The organism is Streptomyces sp. NPDC094032, from assembly GCF_040303965.1.
Taxonomy (GTDB): domain Bacteria; phylum Actinomycetota; class Actinomycetes; order Streptomycetales; family Streptomycetaceae; genus Streptomyces.
Genome location: NZ_JBEOUE010000033.1, coordinates 52,238 through 71,052 on the forward strand (window position 1 = coordinate 52,238; position 18,815 = coordinate 71,052).

General features: G+C 68.4%; 8 protein-coding genes and 1 pseudogene. 5 read left to right on the top strand and 4 right to left on the bottom strand.

From position 1 onward, the window contains the following. Nucleotides 1-69 precede the first annotated feature (69 nt). Entirely contained in the window at nucleotides 70-1,257 is a 1,188-nt protein-coding gene (locus ABTZ54_RS31920; protein ID WP_351669984.1) for an FAD-dependent monooxygenase, read from the top strand. Nucleotides 1,258-1,334: 77 nt separating this feature from the next. Then, nucleotides 1,335-2,240, top strand: coding sequence for a Gfo/Idh/MocA family protein (locus ABTZ54_RS31925; RefSeq protein WP_351669987.1), 906 nt, complete (start codon nucleotides 1,335-1,337; stop codon nucleotides 2,238-2,240). Here the strand turns inward: ABTZ54_RS31925 and lnt are convergent. The 3 genes and pseudogenes from lnt to ABTZ54_RS31940 all read right to left on the bottom strand — a co-directional run. Then, entirely contained in the window at nucleotides 2,164-3,759 is a 1,596-nt protein-coding gene (gene lnt, locus ABTZ54_RS31930; RefSeq protein ID WP_351669990.1) for an apolipoprotein N-acyltransferase, read from the bottom strand. The genes ABTZ54_RS31925 and lnt overlap by 77 nt on opposite strands. Before the next feature lie 80 nt (nucleotides 3,760-3,839). Beyond that, entirely contained in the window at nucleotides 3,840-4,277 is a 438-nt protein-coding gene (locus ABTZ54_RS31935; RefSeq protein ID WP_351669992.1) for a nuclear transport factor 2 family protein, read from the bottom strand. A 79-nt stretch (nucleotides 4,278-4,356) separates the two neighbouring features. After that, a pseudogene (locus tag ABTZ54_RS31940) lies at nucleotides 4,357-4,494 on the bottom strand (undecaprenyl-diphosphatase); the annotation flags it as partial. Nucleotides 4,495-5,295: 801 nt separating this feature from the next. Between ABTZ54_RS31940 and ABTZ54_RS31945 the strand changes: the two are divergent. The 3 genes from ABTZ54_RS31945 to ABTZ54_RS31955 all read left to right on the top strand — a co-directional run bounded on the left by ABTZ54_RS31945 (nucleotide 5,296) and on the right by ABTZ54_RS31955 (nucleotide 16,348). After that, a complete protein-coding gene (locus ABTZ54_RS31945; RefSeq protein WP_351669994.1) occupies nucleotides 5,296-8,859 on the top strand; it encodes a LamG domain-containing protein in 3,564 nt (1,187 codons plus the stop codon). 150 nt (nucleotides 8,860-9,009) lie between these two features. Then, on the top strand, nucleotides 9,010-15,897 hold the full coding sequence (locus ABTZ54_RS31950; RefSeq protein WP_502997352.1) for a polymorphic toxin-type HINT domain-containing protein: 6,888 nt from the start codon (nucleotides 9,010-9,012) through the stop codon (nucleotides 15,895-15,897). After that, entirely contained in the window at nucleotides 15,884-16,348 is a 465-nt protein-coding gene (locus ABTZ54_RS31955; protein ID WP_351670000.1) for a hypothetical protein, read from the top strand. The genes ABTZ54_RS31950 and ABTZ54_RS31955 overlap by 14 nt, the downstream gene beginning before the upstream one ends. A 1,083-nt stretch (nucleotides 16,349-17,431) precedes the next feature. On the opposite strand, the gene ABTZ54_RS31960 is transcribed toward ABTZ54_RS31955, so the two are convergent. Next, complete coding sequence (locus ABTZ54_RS31960) at nucleotides 17,432-18,028, bottom strand: Uma2 family endonuclease (RefSeq protein WP_351670002.1); 597 nt, start codon at nucleotides 18,026-18,028, stop codon at nucleotides 17,432-17,434. Between the last annotated feature and the right edge of the window lie 787 nt (nucleotides 18,029-18,815).

Consider the following 18,815-nt stretch of genomic DNA (forward strand, 5'->3'; position numbering starts at 1 on the left):
GTGTCACTACACCTGTAGTTCGTAGGTCGCCTGCCGTCCGGCGGCTCGGAGCCCTCCGAAGGGGGAGTCATGGAACAGCACCGTGCCGTCGTCGTCGGCGCAGGCATCGGCGGTCTCACCGCCGCCATCGCTCTGCGGGCCCGCGGCTGGGACGTCACCGTCCTCGAACGCGCCGCCGGGCTCACCCCGGTCGGCGCCGGGATCGGCCTCGCGCCCAACGCCCTGCGCGCCCTGGACGTAATCGGCCTCGGCGACCCGGTCCGCGCGCTCGCCGCCTGGCAGGGCGACGGCGGGATGCGCCGCCCGGACGGCCGCTGGCTCGCCCGTACCGACGCGGGAGCCGCCGCCGAACGCTTCGGCGGACCGCTCGTCCTGCTCCACCGCTCCACCCTCGTCGACCTGCTCCGCGCCGCCCTCCCGGCGACCGCCGTGCGCACCGGGACCGCCGCCGCCCTCGCCGACCCCGGCTCCGCCGACCGGCCCGCCCGCGTCGCCACCCCGGGCGGCACGCACGAGGCCGAACTCGTCGTCGCCGCCGACGGCATCCGCTCCGCGATCCGCGGCGCCCTCTTCCCCGTCCATCCGGGCCCCCGGTACACCGGATACACCACCTGGCGGGTCGTCGTCCCCGCCCCCGCCGAGCCCTTCGCCCCGCACGAGACCTGGGGCCCCGGGCGTCTGTGGGGCAGTCAGCCCCTCAAGGACGGGCGCGTCTACGCGTACGCCATGGCCGCCGCACCCGCCGGGGCCCACGCGCCCGACGGCGAGAAGGCCGAGCTCCTGCGCCTGTTCGGCGACTGGCACCACCCGGTCCCCGCGATCCTCGCCGCCACCGACGAGGCGGCCGTCCTGCGCCACGACGTCCACCACCTCATCGACCCGCTGCCCGCCTTCCACCAGGGCCGCACGGCACTGCTCGGCGACGCCGCCCACGCCATGCAGCCCACCCTCGGCCAGGGCGGCAACCAGGCCGTCGAGGACGCGATCGTCCTCGCCCACCACACCGGCCGCGGGGGCCCCGTGCCGACCGCGCTCGCCGCGTACAGCGCCGACCGGCTGCCCCGTACCGGCGCCCTCGTCCGCAAGGCCGCCCGCACCGGCCGGCTCGCGCTGCTCTCCGCCCGCCCCGCCGTCGCCCTGCGGAACACGGCCGTCACCGCCGTCTCCCGCCTCGGCCCCGGACTCGTGCTGCGCGGCTTCGACGGCATCGCCGACTGGAGGCCGCCCGCCGGCCCCGTACCGCCGCGCGTAAGCTGACCGGCGCGTACGGCCCTTCGGGGGACGTGGGCGAACAAGCGATCACGCGCGCGAGCGAACTACGGCAAGGAGCACCCGTGAAGGTTGGCTGCATCGGACTCGGCGACATCGCGCAGAAGGCCTATCTGCCCGTCCTGTCCGCCCTTCCCGGGGTCGAACTCCATGTGCAGACCCGGACCCCCGCCACCGTCGAACGGGTCGCCGACACCTACCACCTGCCCGCCGGGCAGCGGCACACCGACCTCGACTCGCTCCTCGCCGTCGGACTCGACGCCGCCTTCGTGCACGCCGCGACCGCCGCGCACGCCGAGATCACCACCCGGCTCCTGGAAGCCGGGGTGCCGACCTACGTCGACAAGCCGCTCGCCTACGACTACGCCACCTCCGAAGCGCTCGTGGAGCTGGCCGAGAAGCGCGGCGTCGGCCTCACCGTCGGCTTCAACCGCAGGCTCGCCCCCGGCTACGCCCAGTGCCTGGAGCACCCGCGCGAGCTGATCCTGCTGCAGAAGAACCGGATCGGCCTGCCCGAGGACCCGCGCACCTTCGTCTTCGACGACTTCATCCACGTCGTCGACACCCTGCGCTTCCTGCTGCCCGGCGAGGTCGACCACGTCGACGTGCGCGCCCGCGTCCGCGACGGGCTCATGCACCACGTCGTGCTCCAGCTCTCCGGCGACGGCTTCACCGCCATCGGCATGATGAACCGTCTGAACGGCTCCACCGAGGAGATCCTGGAGGTGTCGGGACAGGACACCAAGCGCCAGGTCCTCAACCTCGCCGAGGTCGTCGACCACAAGGGCCAGCCGACCGTGCGCCGTCGCGGCGACTGGGTGCCGGTGGCCCGCCAGCGGGGCATCGAGCAGGCGGTCCTGGGCTTCCTCGACGCCGTACGCGAGGGGCGGCCGCTCAGCGCACGGGACGCCCTGCTGAGCCACGAGCTGTGCGAGCGGGTGGTACGCGAGGCCCTCGCCCAGGCCTCCTGAACGTCCGCGCGCCCTCGGCCGCGCACAGCGCGCCGATCACCAGGAGCGCGCCGTAGACCGGCCAGTCGCCGAACCGGTCGTAGAGGGTGACCGTGTCGGCGAGGGGGAGCGTGTAGACCGTGGCGGCGCTGCGGTCGGTGCCGAGCGCGCTGCCGGTCCGGCGCCCGTCGGGGGCGTACGCGGAGCTGATCCCCGTCAGCGTCGCGTGCACCACCGGACGCCCCGACTCCGCGGCCCGCAGCGCGGCCAGCGAGGCGTGCTGCGCCGGGGCCCAGGTGTCCTGGAAGGTGGAGGTCGCCGACTGCACGACCACCACGTCCGCGCCGTCCCTGACCAGCCGCCGGCTCATGTCGGGGAAGGCCGACTCGAAGCAGACCAGCGGCCCGATCCGCAGCGGCCGGCCGCCTTCGCGCGGGGCGGGGAGGGTCATCACGACCGGGTGGGTGCCCCGTTGGCGGTCCTCGCCCGCGGCGCCCTTGCCGACGGAGGTGGCCCAGCCGAGCAGGGCGCGTGCCGGGACGTACTCGCCGAACGGCACGAGCCGCATCTTGTCGTAGCGCTCTCCGGTCGGGCCGTGCGGTCCGATCAGGATCGCGCTCTTGTAGATGCCCGGCCGGTCGGAGCGGCGCGCGTCCACGTTGACCAGGAGCGGCGCGCCGACGGTCCTGGAGAGCGTGGTGAGCCGGGCGGTCAGGTCGGGCCGGGCGCCCAGGTCCGCGCCGACGCTGCTCTCGCCCCAGACCACCAGGTCGGGCCGCTGTCCGGCGAGCGTCCTGGTCAGCTCCTCGGCGCGGGTGAAGCGCCGGTCCACGCCGCCCGGCCCGTCGAACACGCCCGGCTGGACCACCGCGATCCGCACCGTGCCGGTGGTACGCGGCGGGGCCGTGCCCCACCAGACGGCGCCGAGCACCAGGGCGCAGCCCAGCAGGCCCACCAGCGCCGTGCGCCGCACCGGCCGCACCGCGATCAGCAGCGCGAGGGCCGTGTTGACCGCCACCACGAGCAGGCTCACCAGCCAGACCCCGCCGACCGAGGCGAGCCGCAGCGCGGGCGGCACCTGCCACTGGCTTGCCCCGAGCAGCCCCCACGGCCCGCCCAGGCCCTCCCAGGAGCGGGCCAGCTCGACGAGGAGCCAGCCCGACGGGACGACGACGAGCGCGGCGGCGGCCCGCCCGGCGGACGGCTCCCCGCCCAGCATCACCCGCACCAGCCAGCCCCACGGCAGCCACAACAGCCCCAGGAGCGCGGCGAGGACGACCAGGAAGACATGGAGGCTCGGCAGCAGCCACTGGTGCACGCCCAGCATGAAGCCGATGCCGCCGCACCAGCCGTCCAGAGCGGCCCGGCGGGCGCTCGGCGCCGTGCGGATCAGCAGCAGCCAGGGGACGAGGGCGACGTACGCGCACCACCACAGCGAGGGCGCGGGGAAGGCGAGCGCGGGCAGGGCGCCGAGGAGGACGGCGAGCGCGGACCGGCCGAGCCCGGACCGGGGCCCCTGGCCCGCGAACGGATTGCGCATGCCGTGCCTCCCGGTGTCGCTCCCCCCGGACGTCGTCAGGGGGGACCCCACCAGTGTGCGCGCGGCCCGGCCGCCGGACCTCACACGCGGCGCCACTTCTCCTCGACGACGACCGAACGCAGCAGCCAGCCCCCGCCCGCGCGGCGCAGCCCGAAGGCGTAGCGCCCGCCGCACACGAAGTCCTCGCCCGACTCGAAGCGCATGGGGTTCACGTAGTCGGCGCGCACCGTCGCCGTGTCGCCCGGGTAGCCCCCGAGATCCTGGATGCGCACCCGCCGGTTGACGATGAGGTGCTGGCGTACCGGGAACAGGCGCATCGTCTCCGCCAGCCACTCCGCGACCTCGGCGGCCGGGCCCTCGATGCCGCCGGACCCGCGGTAGTCGGCGCGCCCGTCCGGGGTGAACAGCGCGCGGTACGCCGCCCAGTCGGAGTCGTCCACGGCCACCGCGTAGCCGGTGATCAGGTCGTCGATGGCGAGCCGGTCCATCACGGTCGCGAGATCCACGCGCTGCGTCATCGGTTCAGTGTCGGGCAGAGCGGGCCAGGGGCCAAGGGGTGTGCGGGGCCCGGTACCGGCGGGGCCCCGCGGGGCCGGGTCAGCCCGCGGACTCGCCCGCGTGGGGGCTGAGGACGTCGGTGCCGACGAGGATGAACAGGACGATGCCGAGGGCGATCCGGTAGATCACGAAGGGCATGAAGGACTTGGTGGTGATGAACTTCATGAACCAGTTGATTGGTCGAGGTCGGCAGCTGCCTTGACCTGCTGTTTCTACCACTTTTCAAGATCGAATCGGAGGGGAGGGGGAGACGGTTGCTTGAAACGCTTACCCTCGTCGGCCACGAAGTGCAGTCACCTGGTTTGCAGCGAATCGGCAGTCTCCTGCTCCACGGTCAGCCTCGATGGGCCACGGGGGGCTCGCCAAGGCGACCCGCCTCACCGGACAAGTCCTGGGCCGCTCGCAGCCTCGGTGGCACTGTGTGGATCTCGATCAACTCGTGCACGTCGGCTGGATCGCCCCCCCCATGGCTCGGTCGACGTCGATTTCAAGCGCCGGAGCGGTGTGACCGCCGCGCCGCAGGTCTCTGTCGAGGGCGTCGCCCTGCTCTCGCCCAGCCGCTCCGTCGCCGAGGGCGCGTGGTGCGAGCCGCCTCTCCTGGCTGCCGCTCCCTGCTGAACATGCTCACCCTGGTGGTGCCGGGGGATGGCTGGAACATGGCGGGGATTCCCTGTCGGCGACTGGAGGCTCGCCGCTCTGTGGTGGTCGCTGCGGGCTGACGGTGTGTGGATGGTCTGAGCGAGGGCTGATGTTTTGTTGTTCGCAATTGGGAAGCATGGCCATGTCAAGAGAATCCGCTTCTCGTGGACTCGACCCGTTGACTTGGTGGTATCGATGCAATAACAGCAGATCACAAACGGGGCTCTAAGGTCTAGACCTTCGCTGAGCTCGGTATAAGGTCTCCTCCGCTTCATGATTTTTTAAGATTGCGAGTATCAAGTGAAAACACACGGGCGTCGCTGGGGAGCGGCGTGGGGGGTGGCCACGGCAGCAGTCTCACTGCTGACGGCTGCCGGCCTGTCGGCCCAGACGGCAGTTGCTTCCGCTCCTGCCGGGGGTGAGTCGGAGTTCCCTGTAGCACCGGTTTCGTCCCCTGTTGCCGACGAGGCTGGACGGGGCAAGTCGTTCTGGGGGGACGACGCTCTGCCTGAGGCGACAGCCGAACAGGGGGCGTCGCGTAAGGCTGTGACGACCGGCCAGCGTATGCCGGTCGACAGCCTGACCAGCGAGAACAGCATGGTGTTCGCCAACACCGACGGCACGTTCACCGCCGAGACCTCGCCCACGGTCGAGCGCGTCCTCAAGAGCGGACGCTGGACACCGGTCGACACCACCCTCGTCTCGCGTGCTGACGGTCTGGTCGAGCCGAAGGCCGGTCAGCAGATGACGCTGTCCGGCGGCGGTGCGGGACCGCTGGCCCGGATCACGAAGAACGGCCTCACCTACGAGCTCGGCTCGCCGTGGACCCTTCCTCGGCCGACGGTCACCGGTTCCACTGCCGTGTACGCCTCGGTGCGTCCGGGTGTGGACCTGGTGGTCCAGGCACGTCCTGACGGGTTTACACAGAACCTCGTTGTCCACGACCGCACCGCCGCGTCCGATCCCGCGCTCAGGAGCGTGCGCTTCCCGGTCAAGACCGACGGGCTGGTCGTGCGTGAGTCGGGGGCAGGCAACCTGTCGCTGGTCGACAAGCAAGGCCGTGCTGTGTTCTCCAGCAGTGGCGCCCTGATGTGGGACGCCGGGAAGCCGCCCACGGTCCGCATGGCGAGGACCACGGCGACGGCGCCCGTGAAGTCCTCCGTTCAGGCAGTCGAGCCGGCTCCTGACGCCCGCACGGCCGTCGCCGACATCGCCGTCTCCGGCGAGGCGCTGTCCGTGATACCCGATCAGGGCTTCCTCACAGACCCCGCGACTTCCTATCCGGTGGTCATCGACCCGCCGGCGGTGACCGCTTCACTGACCGGCTGGACCACGGTGTGGTCGAACTCGGCCTCGACGTCCTTCTGGAAGACGTCGCACTCGCTCGGGGTCGGCTATGACGCCTGGGTGGACAACAAGAAGGCACGTTCGCTGTTCCAGTTCGACACGCGTCGCGTGGCGGGCAAGAAGATCCTGAACGCGACATTTACCGCGTACGACATCTGGTCGGCTAACTGCGACAAGAAGAACGTCGAGCTGTGGCGCACGGACGCCATCTCCTCCGGCACCACCTTCGCGAAGCAGCCCGCCTGGGCCGCCAAGGTCGACACCGTGCTCGCCGCCAAGGGATACAGCAGCAGCTGCCCCGACGGTGACATCGAGTTCAACGCGACGGCCGCGGTCGCCCACACCGCCAAGGCGAACGCCACGACGACGACCCTGGGCCTGAGAGCCGACGAGAGCGACCCGCTCGCGTGGAAGCAGTTCCTCTCGCCCGCCGACCCCAACGCCACCGCCTCACGCAAGCCGCGCCTGTCGATCACGTACGTCTCGCCTCCGGACACCAAGCCGACGTACGTGAAGCTGGCCGATCCGAACCTGGCGTGCTCGGCAGCCTCCAGCCCCGCAGGCATCCGCAAGACGACGCCTCGCCTCACCGCGACCCCGACGTCGACCGACGGTTCGAACGCGAGCCTGCGCCCGAACTTCGAGGTCTTCGACTCTGCCAACACCAAGGTCGCAGCCCTCTCTCCGAGTACATGGACGGCGAGCGGTACCGCCGGCAGCGCTGTCACGGCGGCGCTGACGGACGGCAAGATCTACAGTTTCGCCGCCCGGACTGAGTACCGCTACACCTATGGCGGTACCACGGCGTCGCTCTACGGACCGTGGTCGGCCCGCTGCTACTTCAGCGTGGACACCAAGCAGCCGGACCCGCCGACGATCACGAGCTCGCCGTACACACAGTGCGCCGCTCAGTCCTGCGAGACCGATCCCGAGCTCGGCAGTGTCGGCATGACGGGCACCTTCACCATCACCACTCCGAACAGTGACGTCCGCAGGTTCCAGACGCTGTTCAACGGTGTTCCGCTCGACGACAAGACCTACTCGTCAAACACGAAGGCTCACACCGTCAAGATCGCTCCGACGAAGCGGGGGAACAACGTCCTGCGCGCCATCACGTACGACGCGGCAGGTAACGTCAGCGCGCCTGTCGACTACCTGTTCAAGGTCGGCGCCGGCAGCAAGCCGGTGGCCACGTGGGCCTTCGACGAATCGGCCGGAACGATGGCAGCGGACTCTTCCGCGGGAGGCTCCGCCCCGCTCACGTTCACGCAGGACACCACCTGGACCGACCAGGGGCGCAACAAGGGTGCCGTCCGCTTGAACGGCACCGCGACGGGCCAGTCCGCGGCCCGCGTGGTCGACACGATGAACAGCTTCTCCGTCTCCGCGTGGGTTCGGCTGAACAAGGACGACGTTCCTTCAGCGGTGGCGGGGCAGCCCGGCAACGTCATGTCCTCCTTCCAGCTGTACTACTCCTCGTACGCCAAGCGGTGGGTCTTCGCCCGCTACTCCGCCGACACCACCACCGGTGTCACCATCGGAGCCTCCTCGCAGAAGCCGCCGGTCCTCGGGGCCTGGACGCACCTGCTGGGCGTCTACGACCAGCAGGCCGGCAAGGTGCGTCTCTACGTCAACGGCCGTCTCCAGCAGGAGTCGGCGTACACGACTCCGTTCGCCGGCAACGGTCCGCTCCAGGTTGGCAGGTGGGCGGCCGGAACGGCACGCGACTTCTTCCCCGGTGATGTGGATCAGCTCCAGATCTGGGACCGGACGGTCTTCCCGGACGAGCTCGGTGCACAGGTGAACATGGAGGACGAGAACACCATGCTCCTCCAGCCGCGGCTGGAGGCCGAATGGGCCATGGACGAGCCATTCGGCGCCACCACCGCGTCAGACAGCAGCGGCAACCAGCGGCCCATGACTCTCGCCGACACTGACTTCGTCGACACCGGGCTTTCCGGCCACGGCACTGTGCTCGAACTCAAGGGCACGGAGGCCTCGTCCGCCAGCGCCACCGTCCCGCTGGACAACTCCGGCAGTTTCACCCTCGCCGGCTGGGTCGATATCACCCAGGACAACCGGCTGGAAGACACGAGCATCGGTCACGCGGCGACGATCATCGCGCACCCCGGGAATCAGACCAGCGCCTTCCGGCTCGTCTACTACCAGCCCAAGGGCCGGACGGATGGCTACTGGATTCTCGAGATGGCGGAGAACGACGTCGCTGGTGGCCCGCGAACGCTGCTGTACTCCGACCTGACAGAGGCACCCAAGGGCTGGGTCCACGTCACCGCCACCTATGACTCCGTCACCGGGGCCGCGAGGCTCTACCTCGGCGGTGTCCGCCAGGGCGACCAGGACGGTGCCCTGGTGAACAACACCTACCAGCCGGCCGGCCCCGTCATGACGGGCAAGTCCCGCATCTACCCGACGGGCGTCTGGGGCGACACCCTCCTCGGCCAGGTCGACGACCTTCGGGTCTACACCGGCGCCATGTCCCAGCAGGACATCACCAAGCTCGCCTACATGGCAGAGCCTGAGGTCCCGCTCGAGTAGAGCCCTTCGCTCAGACCTCTTTCCAGTCACCTTTTCCTACCGTGGTGTGCCCCTGGGGCACACCACGGTCCTCAGAATGCGGAGAACCACGTGTTCGGCACGAGACAAGTGCTGCCCACATGGTCCTGGCGCAATGCGAGTCGTCGCCGTATGGCGGCCGTCGCATTGCCCGTGACCACGGCAATCGTCACCACACTCCTGGGCGCAGCCCCTGTCCAGGAGTTCGAACGCGACCACGCAGCCCTTCAGAAGGCTCAGTACGGAAGGGCCGAAACGCTTCAGCCCCGCAAGAGCAGGGCGGCCAATCCCGTCCCAGCGGCTGAGGCCAAGACCCGCCAGCGGGCGGGATCCAAGCCCGTCTGGCCGACGGCGGCCACTACGCGCGTTACCCTTCCGGCCGCAGGCACAGCGGCCCCCGCCCCCGGCCTGCCCGTCGAGCTGTCCAGATCCACCCTCGCCGCCAGTGCCACGCCGGAGGCATCTGCACGGGTCAAGGTTGCTCACGGAGCCAAGCCCCCCGCCGCCCCTGCTACGCCGCAGGCCGCCCAGGTCCGGGTCCTGGACCGCGCAGCCACCGCCAAGCTCGGCATCGACGGTGTCGTCCTCAGCGTCGCGCGCGCCGACGGCAAGACCGATGCCTCCGCAGTGGACGTCGCCGTCGACTACAAGGGGTTCGCCGACGCCTACAGCGGGAACTGGTCCTCGCGCCTGCGCATGGTCCAGCTGCCTGCCTGCGCGCTCACCACCCCCGAGAAGCCGGCCTGCCGCGCCACCACACCGGTCCCCTCGGACAACGACACCGCGGAGCAGACCGTCACCGCGCAGGTCGCCACCCCGAAGACCGCACTGGCGGCGAGCGCGTTCACCGTGCTGGCGCTGTCGGCCGGCGCTTCCTCCGACCGGGGAACGTATGAGGCCACCGCGCTGTCCCCGTCGGCTACCTGGGCCGGCGGTGGGTCCAACGGCGACTTCACATGGTCCTACCCGATGGATGTCGTGCCGTCACCGGCCGGACCGGCACCGGGTCCGTCGATCGGCTACTCCGCGCAGAGCGTGGACGGCCGTACCTCCGCCACCGCCGCCCAGCCGTCTTGGGTGGGTGAAGGATTCGACCTTCCGACCTCGTACATCGAGCGTGCCTACGGCAGTTGCGACGACGACGGCCAGAAGGACAAGGGCGACCAGTGCTGGAGGGAGGACAACGCCTCCATCGTCCTCAACGGAAAGTCCAGCACCCTCGTCAAGGACACGCTCACCGGCGAGTGGCACCTGCAGGGCGACGACGGCGAGCGTGTCGTCCGCGGAACCGGTGCCGTCAACGGTGACGACGGCGACACCGGCGACAAGGGCGAGTTCTGGACCGTCACCACGACCGACGGAACCCAGTACGTGTTCGGCAAGAACCAGTTGCCCGGCTGGACCACCGGCAAGCCCGAGACGAACTCCGTATGGACCGTCCCCGTCTTCGGCGACGACTCCGGCGAACCCGGCTACTCCGCCGGCACCACCTTCGCCGCACGCTCCAAGAACCAGGCCTGGCGGTGGAACCTCGACTACGTCGTCGACCCGCACGGCAACGTCATGACGTACTGGTACGACAAGGAGCTGAACTCCTACGCGAAGAACGGCGCCACCGGCAACGGCACCGAGTACACGCGCAGCGGCTACCTCAAGCGCATCGACTACGGCCAGCGCACCGACACCGTCTTCTCGACCACCCAGCCGGCTGCCGCACGGGTGAAGTTCACCGTGGCGGAGCGCTGCATCCCGGTCACCGGCGGAGAAACCTGCGCCAACCTCACCGCCGCCAACAAGAACGCGTGGCCGGACGTCCCCTTCGACCAGATCTGCAAGAAGGACACCGTCTGCACGGACCAGTCCACCCCGTCGTTCTTCTCCCGCAAGCGCCTGACCGACATCACCACCCAGGTCTACAAGGGCACGGGCACCGGCGCCGACGCCGACTACCGGGACGTCAACAACTGGCATCTCGAGCACTCGTTCCCGGACCCGGGTGACGGCTCCAACGCCGGGCTGTGGCTGAAGTCCATTCAGCACACGGGCAAGTCCACCATGGGTGCCGCGGCCGAACCGCTGCCCCCGATCAGCTTCGCCGGTGTCCAGCTCGACAACCGGGTCGACAAGACCGGTGATGACATCCCGGCGTTCAAAAAGTGGCGCGTCCGCAAGGTCACCTCGGAGACCGGCTCGGAACTCACCGTCAATTACTCCGACCCCGAGTGCGTCGCCGACACAAACATCCCCAGCGCGCTCGACAAGAACACCAAGCGCTGTTACCCGGTCAAGTGGATCCCGCCGTCCAACCCCACCCCGGGCACTGACCCCCAGCCGCGCACGGACTGGTTCCACAAGTACGTCGTCACCCAGGTCACTGAGTCCGACCCCACCGGCGGCGCCCCGCTGAAGCAGACCGATTACGTCTACGACCCGGCCGGCGGCGCCTGGGCCTACGACGACCAGTCCCCGATCATCCAGGACAAGTACCGCACCTGGGGCACCTGGCGCGGCTACCAGAAGGTCACCACCCTGGTCGGCGAGGCCGCCGGCGTCCGCTCCAAGAGCGTCAGCCTCTACTACCGGGGCATGAACGGCGACAAGCAGGCCGACAGCACCACCCGAGTGGAGAAGATCACCGACTCCCAGGGCACCGCCGTCACCGACGAGGAGCAGTACGCCGGCCAGCTGCGCGAACAGATCACCTACAACGGCACGACCGGAGAAGAGATCTCCGGCACCATCACCACCCCGCGGTCCTGGAGCACCGCCTCACGCACGCACAGCTTCGGCACCGTCCGCGCCCACATGGTGCGCACACAGACCGAGACCAAGCGCACCCCGGTCGCCGGCTCCGCTGACATCACCTCCAAGGTGAGCACCACCTACGACGAGAAGAGCGGCCTGCCGCTGACCGTCGAGACCGAGGGCGGCGGCACCAAGGACTGCACCATCACGTCCTACGCCCAGAACACCACCGCGTGGATCCTCGACAAGCCCAAGCAAGTCGAGCAGCTGTCGGTCGGCTGCAACACCACGCCCAAGCGCACGAGCGACCCGGCCACCACCGACGTCATCTCCGACACCCGCACCTCCTACGACGGCCTGGCCTGGGGCACGGCCCCGGCCAAGGGCAACGTCACCACCTCGGAGCGTGTGACCGGCTACAACACCGACGGCATCGCCCTCAAGCCACAGGTCGTCAACACCGCAGCCTACGATTCGCTGGGGCGTGCCACCGGCCTGTGGGACACCAAGGGCACCCGAGTCAAGCACGTCGAGTACACCCCCGCCGCCGGCGGGCCACTCACGTCGACAAAGGTCCTCAACGCCCTCGACCACGCTGTCACCACCGAGATCTACTCCGACTGGGGCGTCAACAAGGCCAGCATCGACCCTACGGGTAGGCGCACCGAGATGGGCTACGACTCACTCGGCCGTCTGACCGACGTCTGGTTCGCCGACCGCAAGCGCGCCACCGAGACGCCCAGCAAGAGGATCGAGTACAAGATCCAGCAGGGCAAGGTGTCCTGGGCCGCGACCAAGTCCCTCAACAACGACGGCAAGACCTACCAGACCGCGTATGCCATCTACGACGCACTGCTGCGCCCGCGCCAGACGCAGGCACCCGCGGCAGTTGGCGGCGGCAGGGTCATCACCGAGACCAAGTACGACACCCGCGGCCTCGCCGTCGAGACGGCGGCCGACTACATCGACACGACGGCCCCCACTAGCGAACTGGCCAACCTTCTGACCGCCGCACCCGGCGGAACGCAGACCGTCTACGACGGAGCCGGACGCGCCACGATCGCCATCAACCTCGCCAACGGCAAGGAACACTCCCGCACCACCACGACCTACGAGGGCAACACCACCACGGTCGAGCCCCCGGCCGGCGCGGCCGCCGTCACAGAGCAGGTCGACGGCCGAGGGATGCTGTCGGAGAAGCGCGAGTACGACGGCAACCGGGCAACCGGCGCTTTCACCAAGCTGACCTACACCTACGGCCGAGGCGACCAGCTCACGAAGGTCGCCGACAGCGACGGCAACGCCTGGAAGTACGACTACGACTTCCTGGGCCGACAGAAGAGCGTCACCGACCCCGATGCCGGGACCTCGAAGAGCGAGTACGACGAGCTCGACCAGGTCGTCGTCACCGAGGACGCCCGCGGCAAGATCCTCACCTACACCTACGACAAGCTGGGCCGCAAGACCGGCAAGCTCCGCGACCGCATCCCAGTCGTGAACGACGTTCCGACGATCGACGACAGTAAGTACCTCGCTCGCTGGACCTACGACAGCATCGCAGCGGGCCAGCTCACCTCATCCATCCGCTATGACGGTGGCAAGGCCGGCAAGGTCTACGCGATGACCAACGCTGCCTACGACCCGCTCTATCGGGTCCTGAAGCAGCAGTACACGATCAGCACCACGGAAGAAGCGACCGCGGGCACGGGCGTCTACACGATCACCAACGCCTACAACCGCGACGGCACCCTCCAGCAGCGAACCATCCCCGCCATGGGCGGCCTGGGCCTCGAAGTCCTCGTCTACGGCTACAACGACCAGCGCCTGCCCACCACACTGGCCGGCCTGACCGGCCTCGTCCAGGACACGAAGTACCTGCCGGCAGGCGAACGCATCAACACCACTCTCGGCGTGTCCTCCACCGCTAAGTGGGTCGACATCAGCCAGTCCTACGAGAGCGGCACCAAGCGCCTCGCCCGCCAGACCATCGCCTCCGAGTCCCGCGGCAGCACCGACGCCGACGTTTACTACCGCTACGACCAGGCGGGCAATCCCGTCGAGGTCGAGGACAAGTCCACCGTCACCGGGGACCGTCAATGCTTCACCTACGACGGCCACCGCAGGCTCAGGACGGCCTGGACCGCGACGACGGACTGCGCCACCACGCCCACCACGGACACGGTCGGCGGCATCGCCCCCTACTGGAAGTCCTTCACCTACGACACCGCCGGAAACCGCAAGACCACGATCGACCACCTCACCCAGGGCGGTCCCGCCACCAGCACCTACAACTACGACGAGAAGACCCCCGGCGGCACGGTGCGCCCGCACCTGCTCTCCAGCACCGTCACGCCGCCGGACGACGCGGCAGGCCCGTCTACCAAGTACTCCTACGACGAGGCGGGCAACACCCTCACCCGCACCACCGGCACACAGACGCAGAAGCTGGACTGGGGCCCCGAGAACGACCTCACCAAGGTCACCGAAGCCGACGGAAGCGAGACCAGCTACCTCAACGACGCCGAAGGCAACCGCCTTATCCGGCGCGACGCCGTAGGCTCCACCCTCTACCTGGGCGAGACCGAACTCCGCTACGACAAGGCCACCAAGGCCGTCACGGCTACCCGCTACTACAGCCACGCCGGCCAGACCGTCGCGGTCAGGACGCCCGGGTCCCTCACCTGGCTCGGCAGCGACCTCAACGGGACCACCAGCGTCCAGGTCGACGCCGCCACCCAGGCCCTCACGCGCCGCTACACCCAGCCCTTCGGTGAAGACCGCGGCCCGGCCCCGACCAACTGGACCGGCGACAAAGGCTTCGTCGGCGGCACCAAGGACCCAACCGGCCTCACTCACCTCGGCGCCCGCGAATACGACCCCACGACCGGACGCTTCATCAGTGCCGACCCGATAGCCGATCTGAAGGACCCCCAGCAGATCAACGGCTACGCCTATAGCAACAACAACCCGGTCACCTTCGCCGACCCCGACGGACGCTTCTGGTTCGCCTTCGTCGCCGTAGTTTTGGCTGTCGTTGAGGTCGTCATCGCAGCTATCCACCTGAAGCACCGCCAGTCGTCACGCAGCGGCACTTCCCACTCCTCATCGAGGTCGGGCTCCTCGGCATACGGAAGTGGAAACTACAGCAGCAGTGCCAGTGCCAGTGCTAGTAGCTGCGGCAGTGGGTACCCTGCAATGCGCCCCGAATGCACCTACAAGGGCCCCGCAGATACTCGTGCACAGGGCAGCTTCGCCGACTTCATCGGAGGTGTCGGCCATAACTTGGCCGTAACCGCAGAATTCTTTTCAAAACTCGGCCCTGTGTGCTGGTTCGAAGACTGCAGTGGGGCAACCAAGTGGTATGACGACTTCGTCACGAAGAAGGGGCTGGACAAGAACACTAAGGCCTGGGATGCAGGGGACGCGGTAGTAGACATCGTCGGACTCTTCAACCTCGCAAGCGGCCTGCGATCCCTCGCCAAGCACCTTCTCAAGGGGGCCGCGAAGAAGGCCGACGACGCGCCAATTCCAGCCCCTGGCTGCAAATGCTTCCTAGCGGGAACGGCAGTCCTGCTGGCCGATGGGAAGACAAAACCCATTGAGGAGATCAAACTCGGAGACGAAGTCCTTGCCGCTGACCCGGAAACAGGAAGGTCTGGCGCGCGAAAGGTGACCCGCCTCATCGTCACCGACGATGACAAGCACTTCAACAAACTGACCATCGCCACAAAGGACGGACCGGAGGAGCTCACTGCGACACACGAGCACCCCTTCTGGTCCCCCTCCGGGAGGCGCTGGATCGAGGCGCGCCATCTGAAGCCCGGTATGACCCTGCTCGCCAATGACGGCACCACCGTCGAGGTTCGAGCGAACCACTCGTTCAGCAGGCATGCCCGAACCTACAACCTGACTGTCGACGAGATCCACACGTACTATGTACTCGCCGGTGCCACGCCGGTTCTCGTTCACAACAGCAATTGCCCCGAGGTCGACGAAATATCTGAGAATATTTCGAAGCACGCCCTCGATTCGGCGAAGCGTCCCGACGGGGACGGCACCCACTTCGTGAGAGGTGTCGATGACGGCGCCCTCCCTTACTACGTCGACGGCGTGATCAATGGGAATGTTCCCAACGTCGAGACTAGATATCTTCGGAATGGTCGAGTAGGTTACTGGGACCCGGATAAGCGATCGGTCGTCATCGAAGATGGTGAAGGTGGAACGGTATTCACTCCCAAGGGTGGGAAGGATTGGTTTGACAATGTTCTCCGATGAAAAGGGCGATCCAGGTGCCAGCTCGCCGGCTCCCGTCGTCGTCCTCAGTGTCGACCAGTTCGAAGTGATCTTCCAGGTTACGCATCAGCTGCCCAATTTCCAGGAGTCCCGCCTCATGGAAATTGGGTGTACGGTGGCTGACCTGGAAACGCTGATTGGCGCGCTTCGCGAGATTGACGCTTGCGTGGCTGGAGCTTCGCGGGTGTGTATCTGGCTTCGTGACGATGAGGCGGAAATCGCAGTCGAGGTTCAAATGTTTTCAGGTGAGACGGGGGATGTAGCCGCTCCGAGCGTCGAGGTCAGGGCGACTATTCCGCTGCGAATCGCTAGACGCTGGTATGCGCTCGCACAGCTAGTTGTTTCCGCTTTGGGGTACCGGGAATTGTTCCTGCGGACGGGGTTTGACTCTGGTGAGGTCCAAGCGGCTGTGGCGGTACTTGATTTGGATTAGTTCGCTGTACGGAAATCGACTGAAACGGATCCGGTAACAAATCTCATCAGGACGCTGACGAGAGCTGAATGCTGGTCTGGCGAACACGCTCAAGCGCCGCAGAAGCCCCACCAGATTCGACTTCTGGTGGGGCTTCTCGGGCTCGTGACGGCAGTAGTTGACGGCAACGTCAGCGGACGGGCACTAAGCAGTGTTTTTGGTCGCTGTCAGCGAACATGAGAGAGGGTTCCTCGTGCGCGGCACGGCTAGGCAAGGGGGCACGTGACGAGGAGGCCCGTCTGGTGTCGCCAGCTTCTATGCGAGCAGGGGTGCTGGCGCACCCGCTCCGGCCGGATGCACCTCCAGTCCGCCGTCGCTGTTCAGTACGGGACGACGGCCTGGGTAGGTGCGGCGCGCAGTATCGAGGTCACGCTCAACGAAGTCGCCGACGAAGATGAGGACGCTGTGTAGGAGTTCAACCTTCTGCGTACCGGTGGCCGCCAGCGGAGCTGTGCTTCTGCGGTCATGGGCGCCGTTGTCGGCGGCAGGTTCGGTCCAGGCCTACGCGGCCTTCTCTCGATCGGTGAGCAACATGTCGTTACCGCAGCCGTTCCGCCACATGGTGCCGGTCGTGCTGCTGGACTGCTTGCTAGGGAAAGGCACGGGCCATCCAGTCTGCTGGGGCGTCCACCGCCGCGTACGACTCCGCCACCACGTACGGGATCAAGGAGGCGGGTCTTGGTGCGCATCTACCGTCGCTGGCCGAACCGGACTATGGGGAGCGCGACCCGCGCCTGCCGGTCGTGAGCTCCGCACTGTGGACGCAGTACCTCCTGGACCGCTCCCCCACCGTCGCTGAGGCGGTCGACGCGCTAAAGGCCGAACTTTCTCCAGGTGCGCCCAAACGGGGACGCCCACGCGGGCACGTGGAGCACGGTGCACCTGGCGCTTGACCACCCCAGACTCGGCGGTTGTCGAGTGCCGACAACCTGCTCGCGACGTCACCGGCCGGCACGAGCCCCGTGAACCGTTCACCTCCGCTCTCGCGGGGGCGCGAGGCGGCTTACGCTCGCGAAGCCGTGGCCTGGCGTCCGGGAGGGGTGGTCAGGGTACGAGGCTGTCGAGGTCGAGGTCGAGGTCGAGGTCGAGGTCGAGGTCGAGGGGGATGGGGATGGGGATGGGGATGGGGATGGGGACGAAGACCTTCAACCGGTTGCGGTGGATGCCGGTGGCCACGTAGGTGCTGGTCATGGTGTCGAGTTCGTAGGTGTGGACGGTGGGGGCGCCGGTCTCGTCCTCCAGGCGCCAGAAGTGGGGGATCCTGGCCTGCGCGTACTTGAAGGGCTTCAGGAAACGGTCGCGGTCCGCCGACTCCTCCGAGACGACCTCGATGACCAGGGCGACGCCCTCGGGCGCGTACCGCGTTCGGTCGGGGTCGTACGGGGCGGTCGTGACCAGGATGTCCGGCTCGGGGCGGCTCTTCTTGTCGAGCCTGACGGTCATCTCACGCTCGGCGTCGAACCCGGCGGGGGCGGCCTGGCGCAGGGCGAACGTCAGGTTCTCCACCAGCCGGGCGTGCCAGGACCGCTGCGGCGAAATCCTGAAGATCAGGGCTCCGTCGACGAGTTCGGCGTGCCGCGGTGCCTGGGTGAGGAGGTCGAGGTCATCGGCTTCCCAGCCGCTGATCCTGGGCGGGATCATCCAGTCGGGGAGTTCGGCCGGTCACGCTTCCTCCAGGCGCCTCAGGGGCCCTCATCCCGGACCACGGACACGGGCGCAACGCTGGTATCAGCAAAGTCGAGCGACCGGAGCTCTCACTCGGTCCGTGTGGGGCCGAGGAGGCGGAGGCAGGTGATCGTCTCGGTGTGGAACTGGACGACGTGGTTCATGGACGAGCTGCTTCGGAGGGGGTGCACGTCAGCTTGAGCGCCGGGTCGAGGTCGGCCGACACCAGGCTTGCGATGTCGTCGAGGTCGCAGTGGAAGCCTCCCGTCCTGGTCCTCACAGGTCAGGGGCCCCGCAAGTGGTGCCCTGGCGTACGGCGGTGCCGCAGCTGGTTCCCGGGTTCCGCCGAGCCGTGAGGGGCGTCAACTGGTGCTGGACGCGGCCTGCCAAGTGCGGGCCGCCCGCGCCCTCGACCGGCTCGCACGTGACCTGGTCGACAGCTCGGAGTTCAACCGGATCGCCCTGGACGCGGACGCCTCGCCCTACAGCCGGCCGGCCTCGCTGGCGATGCCTGGGACACGGTGGACGAGCGGCTGCGTTTCCTCGTGGCGAGAGCCGCGGCCAGGCCGCATATGAACCTCAGCTGACCCGCTCCACCCTCGGCACAGAAGTGCCCGCACAGCTGTGCGGGCACCGGCATGCGGACCATGCCGGGCCTCGAACCCGACGAACTCGCCCAAGTCGAGCGGCTCGTCGTGCGGGCGACCGGCGCCGAGCGGGTGTGGGCGCTGACGGAGTCCGGAGGCGGAACGTTCAACCACAA